Annotated in this window: 15 protein-coding genes; 6 read left to right on the forward strand and 9 right to left on the reverse strand. The window is 72.0% G+C overall.

Annotated features, from left to right (window positions below):
* Positions 1–269: 269 nt before the first annotated feature.
* On the forward strand, positions 270–1,337 hold the full coding sequence (locus ACN269_RS05270) for a LacI family DNA-binding transcriptional regulator (protein WP_421471303.1): 1,068 nt from the start codon (positions 270–272) through the stop codon (positions 1,335–1,337).
* Between the two features lie 52 nt (positions 1,338–1,389).
* Positions 1,390–1,875, forward strand: a complete 486-nt coding sequence (locus ACN269_RS05275) for a GNAT family N-acetyltransferase (RefSeq protein WP_421471304.1) — start codon at positions 1,390–1,392, stop codon at positions 1,873–1,875.
* Positions 1,876–1,883: 8 nt separating this feature from the next.
* On the opposite strand, the gene ACN269_RS05280 is transcribed toward ACN269_RS05275, so the two are convergent.
* Both ACN269_RS05280 and ACN269_RS05285 read right to left on the reverse strand, forming a co-directional pair.
* Positions 1,884–3,173 carry an MFS transporter gene (locus tag ACN269_RS05280; RefSeq protein ID WP_421471305.1) on the reverse strand — a complete coding sequence of 430 codons (1,290 nt, stop codon included), beginning with the start codon at positions 3,171–3,173 and terminating at the stop codon, positions 1,884–1,886.
* 93 nt (positions 3,174–3,266) lie between these two features.
* Positions 3,267–3,827 carry an NADPH-dependent FMN reductase gene (locus ACN269_RS05285; protein WP_421471306.1) on the reverse strand — a complete coding sequence of 187 codons (561 nt, stop codon included), beginning with the start codon at positions 3,825–3,827 and terminating at the stop codon, positions 3,267–3,269.
* A gap of 136 nt (positions 3,828–3,963) precedes the next feature.
* Here ACN269_RS05285 and ACN269_RS05290 point away from each other — a divergent pair, with 136 nt between their 5' ends.
* The gene (locus ACN269_RS05290) at positions 3,964–4,428 is read left to right on the forward strand and encodes a MarR family winged helix-turn-helix transcriptional regulator (RefSeq protein WP_421471307.1); all 465 of its coding nucleotides are present in this window, start codon (positions 3,964–3,966) and stop codon (positions 4,426–4,428) included.
* Positions 4,429–4,456: 28 nt separating this feature from the next.
* Here the strand turns inward: ACN269_RS05290 and ACN269_RS05295 are convergent, their stop codons facing one another.
* Positions 4,457–6,790 (reverse strand): beta-L-arabinofuranosidase domain-containing protein, encoded by a 2,334-nt coding sequence (locus ACN269_RS05295; RefSeq protein ID WP_421471308.1) that lies wholly within the window; start codon positions 6,788–6,790, stop codon positions 4,457–4,459.
* 320 nt (positions 6,791–7,110) lie between these two features.
* On the opposite strand from ACN269_RS05295, the gene ACN269_RS05300 reads away from it, so the two are divergent.
* Positions 7,111–8,160: a S66 family peptidase gene (locus tag ACN269_RS05300; protein ID WP_421471309.1), complete on the forward strand. Its 1,050-nt coding sequence runs from the start codon at positions 7,111–7,113 to the stop codon at positions 8,158–8,160.
* Between the two features lie 48 nt (positions 8,161–8,208).
* Here the strand turns inward: ACN269_RS05300 and ACN269_RS05305 are convergent, their stop codons facing one another.
* The 6 genes from ACN269_RS05305 to ACN269_RS05330 form a co-directional block, all read right to left on the reverse strand.
* On the reverse strand, positions 8,209–9,948 hold the full coding sequence (locus ACN269_RS05305) for an IucA/IucC family protein (protein WP_421476206.1): 1,740 nt from the start codon (positions 9,946–9,948) through the stop codon (positions 8,209–8,211).
* Positions 9,949–10,040: 92 nt separating this feature from the next.
* Complete coding sequence (locus tag ACN269_RS05310) at positions 10,041–10,634, reverse strand: GNAT family N-acetyltransferase (protein ID WP_421471310.1); 594 nt, start codon at positions 10,632–10,634, stop codon at positions 10,041–10,043.
* Positions 10,631–11,908 carry a lysine N(6)-hydroxylase/L-ornithine N(5)-oxygenase family protein gene (locus ACN269_RS05315; protein ID WP_421471311.1) on the reverse strand — a complete coding sequence of 426 codons (1,278 nt, stop codon included), beginning with the start codon at positions 11,906–11,908 and terminating at the stop codon, positions 10,631–10,633. Before ACN269_RS05315 ends, ACN269_RS05310 begins: the two co-directional genes overlap by 4 nt.
* 25 nt (positions 11,909–11,933) lie before the next feature.
* Entirely contained in the window at positions 11,934–13,496 is a 1,563-nt protein-coding gene (locus ACN269_RS05320; protein ID WP_421471312.1) for a pyridoxal phosphate-dependent decarboxylase family protein, read from the reverse strand.
* 95 nt (positions 13,497–13,591) lie between these two features.
* On the reverse strand, positions 13,592–14,449 hold the full coding sequence (locus ACN269_RS05325) for a siderophore-interacting protein (RefSeq protein ID WP_421471313.1): 858 nt from the start codon (positions 14,447–14,449) through the stop codon (positions 13,592–13,594).
* A 4-nt stretch (positions 14,450–14,453) separates the two neighbouring features.
* Positions 14,454–15,488: an ABC transporter substrate-binding protein gene (locus ACN269_RS05330; RefSeq protein ID WP_421471314.1), complete on the reverse strand. Its 1,035-nt coding sequence runs from the start codon at positions 15,486–15,488 to the stop codon at positions 14,454–14,456.
* 156 nt (positions 15,489–15,644) lie between these two features.
* On the opposite strand from ACN269_RS05330, the gene ACN269_RS05335 reads away from it, so the two are divergent.
* Both ACN269_RS05335 and ACN269_RS05340 read left to right on the forward strand, forming a co-directional pair.
* Positions 15,645–16,667, forward strand: coding sequence for a FecCD family ABC transporter permease (locus ACN269_RS05335; RefSeq protein ID WP_421471315.1), 1,023 nt, complete (start codon positions 15,645–15,647; stop codon positions 16,665–16,667).
* Between the two features lie 55 nt (positions 16,668–16,722).
* Positions 16,723–17,754, forward strand: a complete 1,032-nt coding sequence (locus tag ACN269_RS05340; RefSeq protein WP_421471316.1) for a FecCD family ABC transporter permease — start codon at positions 16,723–16,725, stop codon at positions 17,752–17,754.
* Positions 17,755–17,757: the final 3 nt, after the last annotated feature.

The raw sequence follows: 17,757 nt of genomic DNA on the forward strand, positions 1-17,757 counted from the left end.
CCTGGGAGCGTAGGCCGCGCCCCGACAGCAGGCAAGGCCTTTCCTCGATCCATTCGACGCCCGCCGGACCGCCGGGTGAAGGACTCGGCCTACCGCAAACCGGGCCTTGACTGCTCCTCGGATACCGCGACATCCCCGAACCCGGTGTGGATCAGTGCGCCGACGCGATCCGACCTGGCCGGGCCGCCCTCCGGGAAAGGGCTTTCTCTGCGGTACGGTGACGCTAGCCGGCGCGGCGAAACGCCGTCGACAGACCGAGGGGGCGGGCCATGGCGACCCTGTCCGACGTGGCCCGGCGCGCGGGCGTCTCACCCGCCACGGCCTCGCGCGTCATCAACGGCAGCAGCAAACCGGTCACCGACGAGCTGCGCGAGCGGGTGCTCGCCGCCGTCGCCGAGTTGCAGTACGTGCCGAACGCGCACGCCCAACTGCTGGCCCGCTCGCACCGCAGCGCGGTCGGCGTGATCGTGCACGACGTCTCCGACCCGTACTTCGCCGAGATCACCCGCGGCCTGCAACGGGTCGCCACCGATCAGGGCCGGCTGCTGATGATCTGCAACAGCTACCGCGACCCGGACCGCGAGCTGGAGTACGTGGAGCTGCTGCGGGGTCACCAGGTGGCGGCGCTGATCCTGGCCGGCTCCGGCTACCACGACGAGGCCTTCACCCGGCAGCTCAACGAGAAGCTCGCCGCGTACGAGGCGACCGGCGGGCGGGTCGCGGTCATCGGTCGCCACGAGCACTCCGGCGACGCGGTCATGCCGGACAACCGGACCGGCGGTCACCTCGCCGGCCGGGAACTCTGCGCGCTGGGCCACCGGGCGATCGGCGTGGTCGCCGGCCCGCGCATCCTCACCACCACCACCGACCGGCTGGCCGGGCTCCGCCAGGCCCTGGCCGAGCACGGTCTCGACCTGCCCGAGCGGCGCATCCGGTACGCCGAGTTCGACCGGGACGGCGGCGCGGAGGCCGCCGCCCGGCTGCTCGACTCCGATCCGGAGCTGACCGCCATCGTGGCGCTCAACGACTCGATGGCCATCGGCGCGCTGGCCACCCTGCGGGCCCGCGCGCTCGCCGTGCCGGGACGGGTCTCCGTCGTGGGCTTCGACGACATGCCGATCGCCCGCGACGTCACCCCCGCGTTGACCACGGTGCGGCTCCCCCTCGTCGACATGGGAGTCCGGGCCATGTCGCTGGTGCTCGGCGCGGCGACGCCGACACCCCGGGTCGAGGTGCTGCCCGCCGAGCTGGTCCGCCGGGACACCGTCGGGCCGGCGTCCGGTCGACCACGCGCCACGACGACGCCGCGCGCCCGGGGCGCCGACGCCACCCCGTGACCGGCACGCAAACCCGTTGTCCCCGCCGGCTCCTCCTGCGTAGCCTGCGCCCGTGTTGATCCGTACGTTCACCGACCGGGACTGGTCGCAGGTGTGGCCGATCATCGAGGACGTGGTCCGGGCAGCGGAGACCTTCGCCTACGACCCGGAGATGACCGCCGAGGAGGCGTACGCCGTCTGGGTGGAGGCCCCGCCCGGGCGCACCGTGGTCGCGACCGACGGTGACCGGGTACTCGGTAGCGCGAAGATGGGGCCGAACCGCCCCGGGCCGGGCGCGCACGTCAGCACCGCCAGCTTCCTGGTGGCCGCCGACGCCCGTGGTCGGGGCGTGGGCACCGCGCTCTGCCGCGACGCCCTGACCTGGGCCCGCCGTGCGGGGTACGCCGGTATGCAGTTCAACGCCGTGGTGCAGACGAACCGGACGGCGGTCGAGCTGTACCGGCGGGAGGGCTTCGAGGTGGTCGGCACCGTGCCCGGCGCGTTCCGCCACCGGACCCTCGGCCGCGTCGGCCTGCACGTCATGTACCGGGAGTTCTGACCCGCACCTCAGCCGCCGGTCGTGCCCACGGCCGGGGCCGGCCCGAATCCGGGCGGGGCGGACGCCGGTTCGGCGCCCGCGCGGCGGATCGGGGTGAACAGCCCGCCGACCGCGACCAGCAGGCAGCCGACCCCGGCCACGAGCGCCACGGCCGGTACGCCGTACCGGCCGGCGGCCCAGGTCAGGATGGCCGCGCCGGCCGGACCGAGGGCGTAGTGGGTGCTCCAGAACGCCGAGGTGACCCGGCCGAGCAGATGGTCGGGGGTGATCTCCTGGCGCAGTGACATCGAGCAGATCCCGCCGACGCTCACGCAGCACAGGTACACGGCGGTCAGCGCGGTGACCGACGGCACGGTGGTCGCGAGGCCGACGCCCGCCACCGCGAACCCGCAGATGGCGTGCGCGCCGATCCAGGTGGGGCCGAAGCCGCGTCGCCGTCGCAGCGGAGCGACCAGCAGCGCCCCGGCGACCGTGCCCAGCGCCGCCAGGCCGAGCACCGTGCCGACGGTGCCCTCGGTGCCGCCGAGGTCGTGTGTCACGTGGTAGATCAGCACGTCGGTGAAGCCGTAGGTCAGGAAGATGAACACCGACAGCAGCACGGTCAACGCGCGCAGCACGGGCTGCCGCCACAGGAACCGCGCACCGGCCAGGAACTCCGCCAACGGGCGTTCCCGGGCCACCGGCGCGGCGTCGACGGCCCGGTCGCTGCGCAACCGGATCAGCCGCAGGCCGACGGCCGAGAGCGCGAAGCTCGCGGCGTTGACGGCGATGGCGACCTCCGGGCCGAAGCGGGCCGACACCACACCGGCGAGCAGCGGCCCGAGCACGGCGGTCACCGCGAACGTCGCCTGGAGCCGGCCGTTGGCCTCGGTGATCCGGTCGGTGTCGACGAGGTTGCGGACGGCGGTCACCGCGGCGACCTGGAACAGCATGCCGGCCGCCGCGCAGATCGGCAGCACGACGAAGAGCAGCCAGACCTGCGGGCCGGCGAGCCAGACGAGCGGCACCAGGCCGAAGAGGACCAACCGGACCAGGTCCGTAACGATCATCAGCCGGCGCCGGTCGTACCTGTCGACGAGCACCCCGCCGAAGACACCGGCGATCACCGATGCCACGCCCGCGACGGCGGTGAGCAGGCCCATCTGGGCCACCGATCCGGTCGCCTCGAGAACCAGCAGCGGCACGGCCAGGTAGGCGAACGCGTTGCCGGCCGCGGAGAGCGTCTGCGCGATCCAGTACGTGCCGAAGGAACGGTCCCGCCACAGCGGGGCCCGGCCCGTACGGGGCTCTGTGCTCATCCCGCCGAGGCTATCGTGTTCGCCCCCGGCGGTGGGTACGCGGACGGCCGCGGGAGTGACTCCCGCGGCCGTCCGAGGCGTACTCGAAGAGGGTCAGCTCTTGCGCAGCGGCGCGAGCGCGGCGCTCCAGGCCACGACCTGGTCGAGCGTGGTGGTCAGCGCCGGCAGGTGCTGGTCGCCGGGCTTGAAGGTGCTGAAGTTCTCGAAGTCGGTGAAGAGCGAGAGCGCGACCTGCGAACGCACGTCGGCCATCTGCAGCTCACCGGCGATCAGGCGCAGGTGCTCGACGGCGCGGGCGCCACCGAGGGAGCCGTAGCTGACGAACCCGACGGCCTTGTTGTTCCACTCGTTGTAGAGGAAGTCGATGGCGTTCTTCAGGGCGCCGGAGGTCGAGTGGTTGTACTCGGGCGTCACCATCACGAAACCGTCGAACGACGCGATGGTCTCGGCCCAGCGCAGCGTGTGCGGCTGGCTGTACTGGCCCATCGCCGGCGGCATCGCCTCGTCGAGGTGCGGCAGGTTGTAGTCGAGCAGGTCGATCAGCTCGAACTGCGCGTCGGTGCGCTGCTGGGCGTTCTCGAGGACCCAGCGGGCAACGGCCTCGCCGTTGCGCCCCGGGCGGGTGCTGCCGAGGATGATCCCGATCTTGGTCATGACTGCGCCTTTCAGTGATTCGAAGCTGGCCGCCGGAACGCTAACCGCTCCTTGCTTCGTCAAGCAAATGGCTGTGCCATGACCATGCTCACACGCTGGGTAAGCAATTGCTCAATCAAGCAACTATGCTAGGAGGATGGCCGATACCCGCGCAGAGGCACCGCGCCCCCTCGATCCCGACGAGGAGGCGCTGGTCCGTGCCCTGGGTCAGGTGATGTACGTGGTGCCGCGCACCATCGACGCCGACATGGTCGGCGACCGACAGCTCCCCCTGACCGAGTACACCGCGCTGATGAACCTCTCCGAGGCGCCCGAGCGGCGGATGCGGATGCACGAACTGGCGTCCGCCTGCTACCTCTCGCTGAGCGGGATGACCCGCACGATCATCCGGCTGGAGAGCCAGGGGCTGGTCAAGCGGGAGCGGTGCGAGGAGGACGCCCGGGGCTGGAACGCGGTGCTCACCGACGCGGGCTTCGCCCGCCTCGAGGAGTCCTGGCCCAGCCACCTGGCGGCCGTGCGCCGCCGGTTCCTGCGCCACTTCGAGGGCCTCGACCTGACCGAGCTGGCCCGCGCGTTCCGGCGCGCGGGAGCAGCTGACTAGGGCGAGACCCTCGACGGGCGGCGACGGGTCAGGCGTTGGCCACCAGCCGCCAGCGGTTGTCCGCGGTGCCGTTGTCCGAATCCTGCACGGCCTGCGCGCCCCGGGCGGTCGAGTTGTTCTGGATGCCGAGCAGCTTGCCGCTGTTGACGTTGCGGATCTTGTAGGTGCCGTCCCCGTTGTTGACCAGGGTCCACCGGTGGTCGGCGGTGCCGTTGTCGGACCACTGCAGGACGCGGGCGCCGTCGGCGGTGGACATGTTCTCCACGCCGAGGACCTTGCCGCTGTTGACGTTACGGAACCGGACGGCGTTGCCATCGGTGATCATGACCCAGTTGTGGTCGGCGGTGCCGCTGTCGTCCCACTGCAGGGCCAACCCACCGTCGGCGGTGGACATGTTCTGGATGCCCAGGACCATGCCGCTGCCCACGTTGACCAGCCGGTAACTGCCGCCGCCGCTGCTGGTGCTGGTGTTCCAGTACACCGTGTAGTTGTAGCCGTGGGCGTCCTGGAACGGCGCGAGGTTGACCGTGGAGCCGTTCGCCGTGGCGGTGAAGGCGAGCGAACTGGTGCTGGTCCGCGCGATCGACGAGACCACCAGCGACGGCAGCGAGTTGAGCGTGGTGTTGCCGTAGTTGCCGCAGAGCACGCTCGGGCCGTACGTGATGGCGGCGACATTGGGGTTGTCGTTGGCGGCCCGCATGACCACCCGCATGGGCAGCCGTACGGTGATGGTGTCGCCGGCGGCCCAGGTGCGGGTGACGGTGGCGTAGCTGCCCGGCGTCGTGCTGACCGACTCGGCCACCCCGTTGACGCTGATGCTCGCGCCGCTGGTCCACGCCGGGATGCGCACCCGGATGCTCCACGAGCCACTCATCGTGCCGGAGAGCGTGAGCGTGGTGGTGTCGCCCACCGGGTACGTGGTGTTCTGGGTGACCGTGATCCCCCGCTGCGACCAGTTCAGCTCGGACGGCACGAAGAGGTTCACCGTGAGCGTCGTGCCGCTGTAGAAGTAGACGGAGTCCATCAACTTCGTGTTGATCTCCAGGCCGGTGCCCTGGCAGCACCAGAACGAGTTGTAGTCGGTGCTCCAGGTGCCGCCACCCCACGCCGGGCCGACGCCCCGCCGCCCACCGGGCTTGAGCGGGGTGAAGTAGGTGATGTGGCCACGGCTGTCGGCCGGGTTCTGCGCGCCGATCAGGTGGTTGATCATCGCGCGCTCGTAGAAGTCGAAGTAGTCGGTCCGGTTCGGGTCGAGCAGCCACAGCTCGCGCGTCAGCTTGAGCATGTTGTAGGTGTTGCACTGCTCGCAGGTGTCGTTGCTCAGGTAACCGGCGATGGCGTTCGGCGCCCGGAAGTGCTCGGCCTGACTGTTGCCACCGATGGCGTACGAGTGCGCGTTCACGGTGATGTTCCACGCGTTGCTGGCGATGTCCCGGTAACGGGTGGTCCCGGTGGCCTTGAACTCGCGGGCCGCGCCGATCCACTTGGGCACCTGCGTGTTGGCGTGCAGGCCGTTGAGCTGGTCCTGGTTGTTGGCCAGCGGGTTGAACACCGCGGCGTGGTCGAACCGCTGGGCGGTGGTGAGCCACCGGCTGTCACCGGTCATCTGGTAGATGTCGGTCAGCACGTCGTTCATGCCGCCGAACTCGGTACCGAGCATCGACTGCATCTGGCTGGAGCTGAGCCGGGAGGTACGGGTGTCGACCCAACCGGCGAGGGCCAGCAGCACCGTACGGGCCTGGGTGTTGCCGGTGTAGCGCCAGACGTCGAGCAGGCCGGCGAGGGTCTTGTGGATGCAGTAGTACGGCACGTTGCCGTTGGACAGGGTCCGCGCCTCGAGCGCGGAGAAGTCCGACTCCGGGAAGCCGGAGAGGTAGCCCGCGCCGAACCCGGCCGCGCCGTTGTTCGCCTGGCACTTGGCCATCTCGGCGACCATGTAGTTCGCCTTGTCCCGGCAGGTGGTGTCACCCAGCACCGCGTAGGCATGGGACCACGCGGTCAGGAAGTGCCCCTGCATGTGCGTACGGAACGGGAAGTTCGGCGCGTCCCACCCACCGTTGGTGGCGGCGCCGTTGGTGGACAGCCGGTGGTTGGCGCGGAAGTTGTAGAGCATCCGGTCGACGTCGACGAAGCGCAGGTAGTTCAGGGTGCGGTTCTGGTTGTCCAGCCAACGGCCGGTGGTCAGTCGCACCTGACCGGGGTCGAAGGCGTAGGCGCCGACGCCGATGTCCGCCCGTGCGGGCGGGACCACGGCAGCGGCGGCGGGGCCCGCGCCGAGCGTCGTGGCGCCGGTCGCGGAGAGCACGGCGGTGGCGCCGGCCGCCTGCAGAACGCGGCGTCGGCTGAGGGGCAGGGACGACATGGGACCTCCAGATGAGCGCTACCGGCGATGGGACGGCAACCGGGCGGGACGGGCTCGGTGGGATGCAGGGGTCCGAACGTTAACGTTCACATCCGTGTCCGGCATGCTACGGCCGGATGACTAAGGAATTCAAGGTTCTAACTATTACGGCTCGCTGTGCACCATCCCTGAGCTGCTAGATCAGGCGTGACGACACCGGTGCGGTAGGGGGTCTCACCTCGTGTTATCGATAACACCGGTGGATCTCTGCACGGTGCGGCCGCCGGCTACGCACCCGAAACGGGATGCGCGCCGACGGGTGTCGCTGGTGGAATCGCGAGATGGAGCACGATCTTGTTCGTCCGCCGAAGGCGCGTCCGGGCGACCGCATCGCGGTGGTGTCGCCGTCCTTCGCCGCCGCCGGCGCCTTTCCCGAGATCCACGAGCAGGCCATGCGCCGGCTCGCCGACGTGACCGGCCTCGTGCCGGTCGAGTACCCCACCACCCGTACGGTCGGCGCGAGCGCGCAGGCGCGCGCGGCCGACCTCAACGCCGCCTTCGCCGACCCTCGGGTACGCGCCATCCTCGCCGTCGTCGGCGGCGACGACCAGATCACCGTCGTCCCCCACCTGGACGCCGACCTGGCCCGCGCCGACCCGAAGCCGTTCCTGGGCACCAGCGACAACACCAACCTGCACCAGTGGCTGTGGGGGCTCGGCATCGCGAGCTTCTACGGCGGGTCGTCCCAGGTGCACCTCGGCCCCGGTCCCGCCGTGGACGACGTTCACGCCCGGTCGCTGCGCGCCGCGCTGCTCACCGGTGAGCGGTTGGAGATCACCGACCCGGGCGAGTCCGAGGACATCGGGCTCGCCTGGGACGACCCGCGGGCGTTGCAGTCGTTCGGGGAACGCGAGCCGACCGAGCCGTGGAGCTGGCACGGGCCGGCGCGCACGGTCACCGGCCCCACCTGGGGCGGGTGCCTGGAGGTCCTGCAGTGGATCCTCACGGCGGGACGCTTCCCGTTCCCGCCCGAGGTGCTGCGCGGCGGTGTGCTGATCATCGAGACGTCGGAGGAGCTCCTGCCCGCCCGCGAGGTCGGCTGGATCGTCCGCGCACTGGGTGAACGCGGTCTCCTGGCCGCCGCCGACGCGGTCCTGGTCGCCCGTCCCCCGGTCTCGGACTTCGACCGCCGACCCGACGCGCAGGAGCGGGCGCGGCTGCGCGAACAGCAGCGCGACACGGTCGTCGACCTGGTACACCGCTACAACCCCGAGGCGGTCGTCTGCGTCGGCGTCCCGTTCGGCCACACCAGACCGCAGTGGATCCTTCCGCACGGCGGCCCGGTCACCGTCGACGGCGTACAACGGCGGGTCTTCGCCGACTACCGGTAGCCGGGCGTCGCGCCGCGTCCCGGGCGGCGGCCGGGACGCGGCGCGGTGTCAGCGGGCCGGGGCGTGGGCGGCCAACGGATTGACGAGGGTGCCGACGAACTGGAGGGCGGCCGACGGGTCGGCCAGGTCGAGCATCTGCTGGTTGTCGCGCAGCTGAAGGCGGTTGAGGCAGGACAGCGCGAACTCGGGGGCGAACAGGTCGTAGTGGCGGACCCGCTCGGCCAGGTGCGGCACCCGCGCGAAGTAGTCGGCGGCGCAGGCCGCGACCGTGCCCCAGAAGGCGTCCTCGGTGAGCGCTCCCGCCTCGACCAGCACCGCGTTGAGGTGACGCAGGAAGCAGTCCACCACGTCGGTGAAGATGGTCAGCAACTTCGTGTCGTCGGGCACCTCGACCCGGATGCGCTCCACCTCGGCCGGCAGCTCGACGTCGGCGCTCAACACCGCGATCTCCTCGGCGATGTCCTTGAAGATCACCCGCTGGACGGTGTCGTGCTCGTCGAGGACCAGGATGACGTTCTCGCCGTGCGGCATGAAGGCCAGGTCGTGAGCGTAGAAGCTGTGCAGCAGCGGGGTCAGGTAGGCGTCCAGGTAGCGGCGCAGCCAGACCTCGGGCGCGAGGCCGGACCGCTCGATCAGCGCCGCCGCCAGCGAGCCGCCGTCGTCGTCGACGTGCAGCAGCGCGGCCATCGTGGACAGTCGCTCCCCCGGCGCCAGGCTCGGCACCGGGCTCTCCCGCCACAGGGCGGCGAGCATCTTGCGGTACGGGGAGGTCCGCTCGGTCGCCGCCTCGTACTGCCGGTGCCGGTAGCCGACCGCCGCGCGCTCGCGGATGACCGTCAGGCCCGTACCGGCCAGCACCTCGTCGGCGACGATCAGGGCGGCCAACCAGTCGTTGATGGCCGGGGTGGCGGCCATGTACGCGGCCGACAGCCCTCGCATGAAGCCCATGTTCAGCACCGACAGCGCGGTCTTGACGTAGTGCCGGCCCGGTTCGGAGACGTTGAAGAAGGTCCGGATGGACTGCTGCGCGAGGTACGCGTCCGGTCCGGGACCGAGGTGCACGAGCCGACGTTCGGCCAACTCCCCCGCGAACGTCACGGCCAGCTTGTTCCACCACTGCCAGGGGTGCGTCGGGATGAGGTGGTAGTCGGCGAGGTCGAGCCCCAGGTCGGCCATCGTGGCGGCGAACCGGGCCCGGGTCGATGCGTCCAACTCACCGGCGATGAGGGTGTCGTAGTCGAGGTCGGCCGCGCTGCTGAACGTCGCGTGGTCGCGGTGCGCGGCCAGCCACTCCAGGCGTACCGGGGTGGCGGTCTCCGGCGCGTAGCGGTGGTACTCGTCGACGCCGAAACCGAGCCGGCCGTTGTTGGCCACGAAGCAGGGGTGGCCCTCGGTCATGGACGTCTCGATGGTCTGGAAGTCCGCACCCGCCAGCTCGGCGGCGCTCGGTGCGCCCTGGGCCAGCTTGTACGCCGTACCGGCCAAGGTGGAGGTGATCTCCTCCAGGTAGACGGGCAGCACCCGCGCGGAGAGCCCCAGCGTGCCGCGCAGCTCGACGATCAGGTCCACCGCGTCGGGTGCCAGCGAGACTCCGGCGCGGTACCGGGTGATGCTGTCCGCGTCGATCTGCCAGTGGGCCAGGGCGAGCACCCGGGCGGCGAACCGGTAGGTGACCGTGCCGTCGTCGCTGCGGACCTCGTACCACTGGCGGTCGTCGGGGCCCGGCACGGGCGCCGGGGTGAGCAGCCGCTCGTGGGTGAACTCGGCGAGCGCCTTGCGGACCAGCATCCGGTTGGCCCGCGCCCAGCGCTGCGGGGTGAGGTGCGCGACCGGGTCGCCCGGGTCGGCGACGGTCGGTGGGGTGGCGATGGCGGTGGTGGTCACGCCAGGGCTCCTTCTCCTGCGGTGGCGGCGGCCGGCTCGGTGGCGGCCTGGAACTGGGCGCGGGTGCAGACGCTGAGCAGCGCCTCCTTCTCCGGCATGGTGATCGCGCCGACGACCTCGAACCCGACGGCGGCGTTCAGCGCGTGCACCGCCGTGTTGCGCACGTCCGGCTCGACCACCACGCGCACGGTCGCCGGGTCGGCGAAGAGCCAGGCCATGACGGTACGGATCACCGCGCGGGTGAAGCCGTGCACCGGCGTGCCGGGGGGCGCGCACAGGAAGTGCATGCCCACGTCGCCGGGCCGGTTCTCGTACCGGCCGACCAGATCCACGTGGGCCGGGTCGTAGCGCTCGGCCAGGAAGGCCGGGCGTCCGCGCCACAGACCGAGGTACGCGTCGTGGTGCGGGTGCGCGGCGATGCGCCGGTACTCCTCGACGACCTGCGCCTCGTCGGCGTCCTGCAGCAGCCAGAACGCCGACCTCGGGTGGGTCACCCAGCCGTGCAGCAGCGCGGCGTCGGCCTGCGGATCGAGGGTACGCAGGGCGAACTCCCCGAGCCGGTCGTCGACGCGGGTGAAGACCACACTCACGACACCACCCCGAACTCCTGGAAGGTGATGCTCTTTTCGATCGGGTAGTGCTCCCGGCCGAGCAGCTCCCGGATGATCCAGGAGTTGCGGTACGCGCCCATGCCCAGGTCGGGTGAGGTGATGCTGTGCGTGTGGGTGCCCGCGTTCTGCAGGAAGATGCCCCGCCCGTCGTGGTCGATGCTGTAGTTACGGGCCACGTCGAAGCGACCGTGCGCGTCCCAGCGGATCCGGTCGCGCACCGGTTCGAGGAACGTCGGCACCCGGTAGTGGTAGCCGGTGGCCAGGACCAGCCCCTCGGTGCGCAGGGTGACATCGCGCCCCTGCTCCACATGCCGCAGGCCGAGCGTGTACTCCCCGTCGTGGTGCGCGGCGTCCACCAGCTCGGTGTTGGTGATCAGCCGGGTGTTCACCGGCCCGTCGACGCTGTGCGCGTAGAGCAGGTCGAAGATGTCGTTGATCAGGTCGGAGTTGATCCCCTTGAACAGGCCCTTCTGCTCCGCTTCCAGCCGGTAGCGGGTCTGCTCCGGCAGCGCGTGGAAGTAGTCCACGTAGTCCGGTGAGGTCATCTCCAACGTCAGCTTCGTGTATTCGAGCGGGAAGAACCGGGGTGAGCGGGTGACCCAGTTGAGCTGGTAGCCGTACCGGCCGATGTCGCCGAGCAGGTCGTGGTAGATCTCGGCGGCGCTCTGCCCGCTGCCCACCACCGTGATGCTGCGCTTGGACCGCAGCGCGTCCCGGTGCTCCAGGTAGCGCGAGTTGTGCACGGCGTCCCCGGCGAGCCCGGCGACGGCGGCCGGCAGATGCGGCGGCGTGCCGGTGCCGAGCACCAGGTGCCGGGCGCGGTACTCGACGATCTCCGACCCGCCGGCGGTGGCCCGCACCACGTACCGCTCGTCGGCGTCGTCGTACTCCACGGCGGTCACCGTCTGACCGAAGCGCAGGTGCGGCAGCTTCGCCGCCGCCCACCGGCAGTACGCGTCGTACTCGCTGCGCAGCGGGTAGAAACTCTCCCGGATGTAGAACGGGTAGAGCCGGCCGATCTCCTTGAGGTAGTTGAGGAACGAGTACGGGGAGGTCGGGTCGGCGAGGCTGACCAGGTCGGCGATGAACGGGGTCTGCAACCGGGCCGACTCCAGCAGCATGCCGGGGTGCCAGGCGAGGCTGGGCCGGGCCTCCAGGAACACCCCGTCCAGCTCGTCGATCGGCGCGGTGAGACAGGCCAGGCCCAGGTTGTACGGACCGAGCCCGACGGCGACGAAGTCGTGGGTGGACATCTTCTTCTCCAGGCGGGGTTCGGGGTCAGCCGACGGGGCAGGTCAGGTCGGCCGCGACGGCGTCGCGCACGTACCGTCCGGCGTGTCCGGCGATCAGTTCGAGCACGTGGCCGACGTCGTCGACGGTGGTGGCCGGATTCAGCAGCGTGAACTTGAGGAAGTGCCGACCGTCGACCCGGGTGCCGGCGACCACGGCCAGGCCGGAGGCGGCCAGCGCCTCGCGGGCGTACAGGTTCGCGGCGTCGGCCAGCTCACGGCCCGGTCCGGTGGGTAGGTAGCGGAAGACCACGGTGCTCAACTGCGAGCGCGTCACCACCTCGAAACGGGGGTCCTCGCTGACGAGTTGCCAGGCGTCCGCCGCGGCGTCGACCACCTCGTCGAAGAGTTCACCGAGCGCGTCCGGGCCCATCACCCGCAGGGTCAGCCACAGCTTCAGCGCGTCGAAGCGGCGGGTGGTCTGCAGGCTCTTGTCGACCTGGTTGGGGATCTGCTGCTCCACCATCCGGGCCGGGTTGAGGTAGTCGGCGTGGTAGGTGGCGTGCCGCAGCATCCGCCGGTCGCGGACCAGCAGGGCACTCGAACTGACCGGCTGGAAGAACGACTTGTGGTAGTCGACGGTCACCGAGTCGGCGCGTTCGATGCCGTCGAGCAGGTGTCGGCGCGTCGGCGAGACGAGCAGTCCGCAGCCGTACGCGGCGTCGACGTGCAGCCAGACGCCGGTCGCCGCGCAGACCTCGGCGAGGTCGGCGAGCGGGTCGATGGAGCCGAAGTCGGTGGTGCCGGCGGTGCCGACGACGGCCATCGGGACCAGTCCGGCCGCCCGGCAGCGGGCGATCTCCTCGCGGACGGCGGCGGGCCGGATGCGTCGCCGCGCGTCGGTGGGCACCGCGATCACCGCGTCCGGGGCGAGGCCGAGGAGCTTGGCGGACTTCTGGACGCTGAAATGCCCGGCCACGGAGGTGAGCACGCGCAGGCGGGGCAGCAGGTCCAGGCGTGCCGCCGGGGTGGTCGCGGCGGCGCACGCCTCCTCCCGGGCCAGCAGCAGCGCCTGGAGGTTGGACTGGCTGCCCCCGCTGGTGAACACCCCGTCGGCGTCCGGACCGAGGCCGATCCGGGCGGCGGTCCAGTCGATCAGTCGGCGCTCGATGAGCGTGGCGCCGGCACTCTGGTCCCAGGTGTCCAGGGAGGAGTTGACCGCGCTGAGCACCGCCTCGCCGAGCAGCGCCGGGATGACCACGGGGCAGTTGAGGTGGGCCAGGTAGCGGGGGTGGTGAAACCAGACGGCGTCGCGCAGGTAGACGTCCTCCAGCTCGTCCAACGCCGCGCCGGCATCGCCCAGCGGCCGGTCCAGGTCGACGCCGTCGACGAGGGGGGCCAGTTCGGCCGGCGTGATTCCGGTGCTGGGCCGCTCCACCGCGGCGACCCGCCGGACGACCCGGTCGACGCCGTCGGCGATCGCGCGCCGGTACTGCTCGACGGACCCGTCGTGCAGCAGGTGGGCGCGGGCCCCGGTGGGCGCTCCGGCCGGTGGTGGAGCGCCCGGTGCGCTGCTCGGGTCGGTCTCGGCGGGGTACGTCGGCACGGTCACGGATGTCCTTCCACGTTCTGACGATGGGCAGCCGGAACCCTCCCCCGGCGCGTGCGCGCGCCGGGGGCCGTGCTGCCCTCTGGTGGGATCGCCGGTCAGGCGGTGGCGCCGGCCAGCGCCTCGGCGCGCACGTCCTCCTCGGACATGCCGCGCCGCCAGTAGCCGGCGAAGGTCACCCGTCGACGGTCGAAGCCGCGCTCGCCGACCAGGTGCCGGCGTAGCGCCCGCACCACGCCGGACTCGCCGGCGATCCAGGTGTACGGGTTGCCGGCCGGCAGCCGGGCGGCGCGCAGCGCGCTGACCAGCAGGTCACTTCCGGGGGCGGTGCTGCCGCGCACGATCCAGCGGATCTCCGCGTCGGCGTCGGTGGGCAGCTCGGTGATGTCCGCCGCGTCCGGGACCTCGATCCAGGCGCGGACCCGGGTGCCGGCGGGCAGCCAGGCCAGGATCCCGGCGGTGGCCGGCAGCGCGGTCTCGTCGGCGGCCAGCACCACGAGGTCGGTGTCGTCCGGCGGCCGGAAGCAGACGCTGCGGTTGTCGTACACGGCCGGGCCGAGCAGCAGCACCCGGTCACCGGCCACCGCCAGGCTGGCCCACCGCGAGGCGGGACCGGTGCCGCCGTGGCCGACGAAGTCGATGTCCACCTCGCCGACCGCCGGGCGGTGCTCCCGGATGGTGTACGAGCGCATGACCGCGCGGACGTCCGACGGAAGGGCACGCCAGGCGCCGAACCAGTCCTCGCCGCGCTCGACCGGGACGACCGGGGCGTCCTGACCCGGGTGCGGCAGGAACAGCGACACGCTCTGGTCCCGTCCGCCGCCGGCGAAGTCGACCAGCTCCGCGCCGCCGAAGGTGACCCGGATCAGCGAGGCCCCCACCTGACGGGCCCGCACGACGTGCGCGGCGAAGAAGCGGTACTGCAGGGCGACGGGTTCGACGGTGCTCGTGCTCATGGCGTCAGCCGACCTTCTTGGCGTTCCGGATGGCGGTGGCCAGGTTCTCCAGCAGCGGCGCGGCCCCGGCGTACGAGAAGCGGGGCACCGCGTCCCACGGCGTCACCTGGTTGGCCCGCACGGCGGGCAGCTGCGCCCAGGTCGGCTTGGCGGCGAGGTCCTTGGGCTGCAACGCGGTGCTGCGGTTGTCCAGCAGGATCAGGTCGGCGGGGAACTTGCCGGCGTTCTCCCAGCTCAACGCCTCGAAGTAGTCGCCGGCTTCGAGCTTGGTCGGCACCACGATGTCGACGCCCAGCTCGGCGAAGTACATCAGGTCGGTGCTGACCTTGGGGTTGGAGACGTAGAACAGGTCGGGGCTGCCCGAGCAGGCCATCACCCGGATGCCCGGGTTGGCCTTGACGGCCTGCCGGACGGCGTCGGCGGCGGCGTCGAAGCGGGTCTTCGCGTCGGTGACCTTCTTGGCGGTGAGGTCGGCGCCGAGCGACTCCGCGAGCGCCGCGTACCGCTCGATGGGCTTGGTCATCGGCACCCGCGCGGTGGTGATCGCCACGCTGGGCGCGAGCGGCAGGATCTTGTCCTTGCTCTCGTCCGGCACGTACCAGAGGGCGTCCGGGTCGTACATGTGCGTGACCAGCAGCTCGGGGCGCAGGGCGGCGTACTTCTCCAGGCTGAACTCGCCCCAGACGTTGCCGAGGATCTCGACGCCCTCGACGTTCAGGTCGCCGGCCTGCGGGTCCTTCGTGCCGTCGGCTCGCTTGGTCTCGCCGAACACGCCGACGAGCTGCTTGTCGAGACCGAAATCGACCAAGGCTGCCGCGACGCCCGTGAAGGCCACCACGCGCGCCGGACGGGCCCCCGCCTCGACCTTCTTGTTGCGATCGTCGGTGAACGACCAGGGGCCGGCGGCGTTGTCGCTGCCCGAAGATTTGGCGGTGTCGTCCGTGCCGCAGCCGGCGAGCAGCGCGGCCAGCGTGGCGGCGCCGCCAGCGGCCAGCAGACCACGACGGGAGAGGCGACGGGCGGACAGTGCATCGGGCATGGTGTCGTCTTTCGATCAAAGGAAGGCCGGGGTCGACCGGGACAGCGGGGTTAGGTTAGCCTAACCTCGCTCGTTGTCAACAGCGGTTCGCCGTGTCGCCACACCCCGGAGCCCACACTGGACGCCACACCCACCGTCACCGCCCCGACACCACCCGTGTCGAACGCGCCGACGGCCCCCGCACCGAAGCGACGCCGGGCGACCCGCGCCGCTGGCCTGCTCGCCGCCGTGGCGCTGCTCGGCGTGATCCTGGTGCTCAGCATCGCGGTCGGCGCGAAGTCGCTGCCGCTCGCCGACGTCTGGTCCGGGCTGCTGCACCGCGACGCCACCGAGTACGCCGTGGTGCACCGGATGCGGCTGCCCCGCACCCTGCTCGGGCTGCTCGCCGGCACGGCGCTCGGCGTGGCCGGCGCCGTGATGCAGGCGCTCACCCGCAACCCCCTGGCCGACCCCGGGCTGCTCGGCATCAACGCCGGGGCGTCCGCCGCCGTGGCCACCGCCGCCGCCTTCCTGGGCGTCACGGCCATCGGCGGGTACGTCTGGTTCGCGCTGCTCGGCGCGGCCCTGGTCACCGCGCTGGTCTACGCCGTCGGCGGCGGACGGGGCGCCACCCCGGCCCGCCTCGCGCTGGCCGGCGCGGCGCTCAACGCCACCCTCTACTCGTTCGTGAGCGCGGTCATGCTGCTGGACACCGCCTCCCTGGACCGGCTGCGGTTCTGGACGGTCGGCTCGCTGGCCAGCGCGGACGCCGCGACGGTGGCCCGGGTGACGCCGTTCATCCTGGTCGGCCTGCTGGTCGCCCTCGGCGCGGCCCGTCCGCTGAACGCCCTCGCGCTCGGCGACGACGCGGCCCGGGCGCTGGGCGCCCGACCGGCCCTGATCCGGGCCGCCGTGATCGTCGCGGTCACCCTGCTCTGCGGCGCGGCGACCGCCGCCTGCGGACCCATCGTCTTCGTCGGACTGCTCGTGCCCCACCTGGTCCGCGCGCTGACCGGACCCGACCTGCGCTGGCTGCTGCCGTACTGCGCGGTGCTCGCGCCGGTCCTGCTGCTCGGCGCCGACGTGCTGGGCCGGCTGCTCGGGCGACCCGGTGAACTCCAGGTCGGCATGGTCACCGCCGTGCTGGGCGGCCCGCTCTTCCTCTGGCTGGTCAGCCGCTCCCGGGTGGCCCACCCATGAGCGCGAGGAGTGAGCCGGGTTTGCGAGCCCCGCAGTCGCGAACTGAGGTAGCCCCATGAGCGCGGTCGTCCGTACCCCCGGGGGGTTGTCGGTGCGGTTCCGCCCCCGCGCCCTGGCCGTCGGTCTCGGCGCGACGCTGCTCGCCGCCGGGCTCTCGCTGGTCGCGATGGGCAGCGGCGACTACCCGATGGGCCCCGCCGACGTGCTGCGCGCCCTGACCGGCGGCGGCAGCGCGGCGGAGCAGTTCATCGTGACCGAGCTGCGCCTACCCCGGTTGGTCACCGCCCTGCTGGTCGGCGCCGCGCTGGCGCTGGGCGGCACGCTGTTCCAGTCACTGGTCCGCAACCCGCTGGGCAGCCCGGACATCCTGGGCTTCACCCAGGGGGCGTCGACCGGCGCGCTGGTGGTGGTCGTCGTGGGTGGCGGGAGCCTGGCCCTGGCCGGCGCGGCGGTCGTCGGCGGGCTCGTCACCGGCCTGGTCATCTACGCGCTCGCCTGGCGGCGGGGCGTGCACGGCTATCGCCTCGTCCTGGTCGGCATCGGCGTGGCCGCGATCCTCACCGGCGTCAACGGCTACCTGCTGACCCGCGCGCCGCTGATGGACGCCGCCCGCGCGGTGCTCTGGCTCACCGGCAGCCTGGACGGGCGGGGCTGGGCCAACGCCGGGCCGCTGCTGGCCGTCACCGCCGTGCTCGCGCCGCTGGTGCTCGTCGGCTGCGCCCCGGCGCTGCGGATGATGGAGCTGGGCGACGACACCGCCAGCGCGCTCGGCGTGCCGGTCCGCCGGGTACGCCTGGTGCTGCTCGCCGCGGCGGTGCTGCTCGTCTCGTTCGCGGCGGCGGCGGCCGGCCCGGTGTCGTTCGTGGCGCTCGTCGCGCCGCACGTCGCGAAGCGGCTGACCCGCGCGCCCGGACCGAACCTGCTGCCCTCGATGGCGGTCGGCGCGGCCCTGCTGGTCGGCGCCGACCTGGTGGCCCAACGCGCGTTCGCCGGGCACCAGCTTCCGGTCGGCGTGGTGACCGGCGTGCTCGGCGGCGGCTACCTGGTCTGGCTGCTGGCCGTCGAACGCCGGGCGGGCCGGCTGTGACCA

Source organism: Micromonospora sp. WMMD736, assembly GCF_049179015.1.
Taxonomy (GTDB): Bacteria; Actinomycetota; Actinomycetes; order Mycobacteriales; family Micromonosporaceae; genus Micromonospora.

Bases quoted from the DNA above. Each gene is read 5' to 3' on its own strand.
- ACN269_RS05270 (WP_421471303.1), top strand. From the start codon at position 270: ATGGCGACCCTGTCCGACGTGGCCCGGCGCGCGGGCGTCTCACCCGCC.
- ACN269_RS05280 (WP_421471305.1), bottom strand. From the start codon at position 3,173: ATGAGCACAGAGCCCCGTACGGGCCGGGCCCCGCTGTGGCGGGACCGT.
- ACN269_RS05285 (WP_421471306.1), bottom strand. From the start codon at position 3,827: ATGACCAAGATCGGGATCATCCTCGGCAGCACCCGCCCGGGGCGCAAC.
- ACN269_RS05290 (WP_421471307.1), top strand. From the start codon at position 3,964: ATGGCCGATACCCGCGCAGAGGCACCGCGCCCCCTCGATCCCGACGAG.
- ACN269_RS05295 (WP_421471308.1), bottom strand. From the start codon at position 6,790: ATGTCGTCCCTGCCCCTCAGCCGACGCCGCGTTCTGCAGGCGGCCGGC.
- ACN269_RS05300 (WP_421471309.1), top strand. From the start codon at position 7,111: ATGGAGCACGATCTTGTTCGTCCGCCGAAGGCGCGTCCGGGCGACCGC.
- ACN269_RS05305 (WP_421476206.1), bottom strand. From the start codon at position 9,948: ATGCTGGTCCGCAAGGCGCTCGCCGAGTTCACCCACGAGCGGCTGCTC.
- ACN269_RS05315 (WP_421471311.1), bottom strand. From the start codon at position 11,908: ATGTCCACCCACGACTTCGTCGCCGTCGGGCTCGGTCCGTACAACCTG.
- ACN269_RS05325 (WP_421471313.1), bottom strand. From the start codon at position 14,449: ATGAGCACGAGCACCGTCGAACCCGTCGCCCTGCAGTACCGCTTCTTC.
- ACN269_RS05330 (WP_421471314.1), bottom strand. From the start codon at position 15,488: ATGCCCGATGCACTGTCCGCCCGTCGCCTCTCCCGTCGTGGTCTGCTG.
- ACN269_RS05340 (WP_421471316.1), top strand. From the start codon at position 16,723: ATGAGCGCGGTCGTCCGTACCCCCGGGGGGTTGTCGGTGCGGTTCCGC.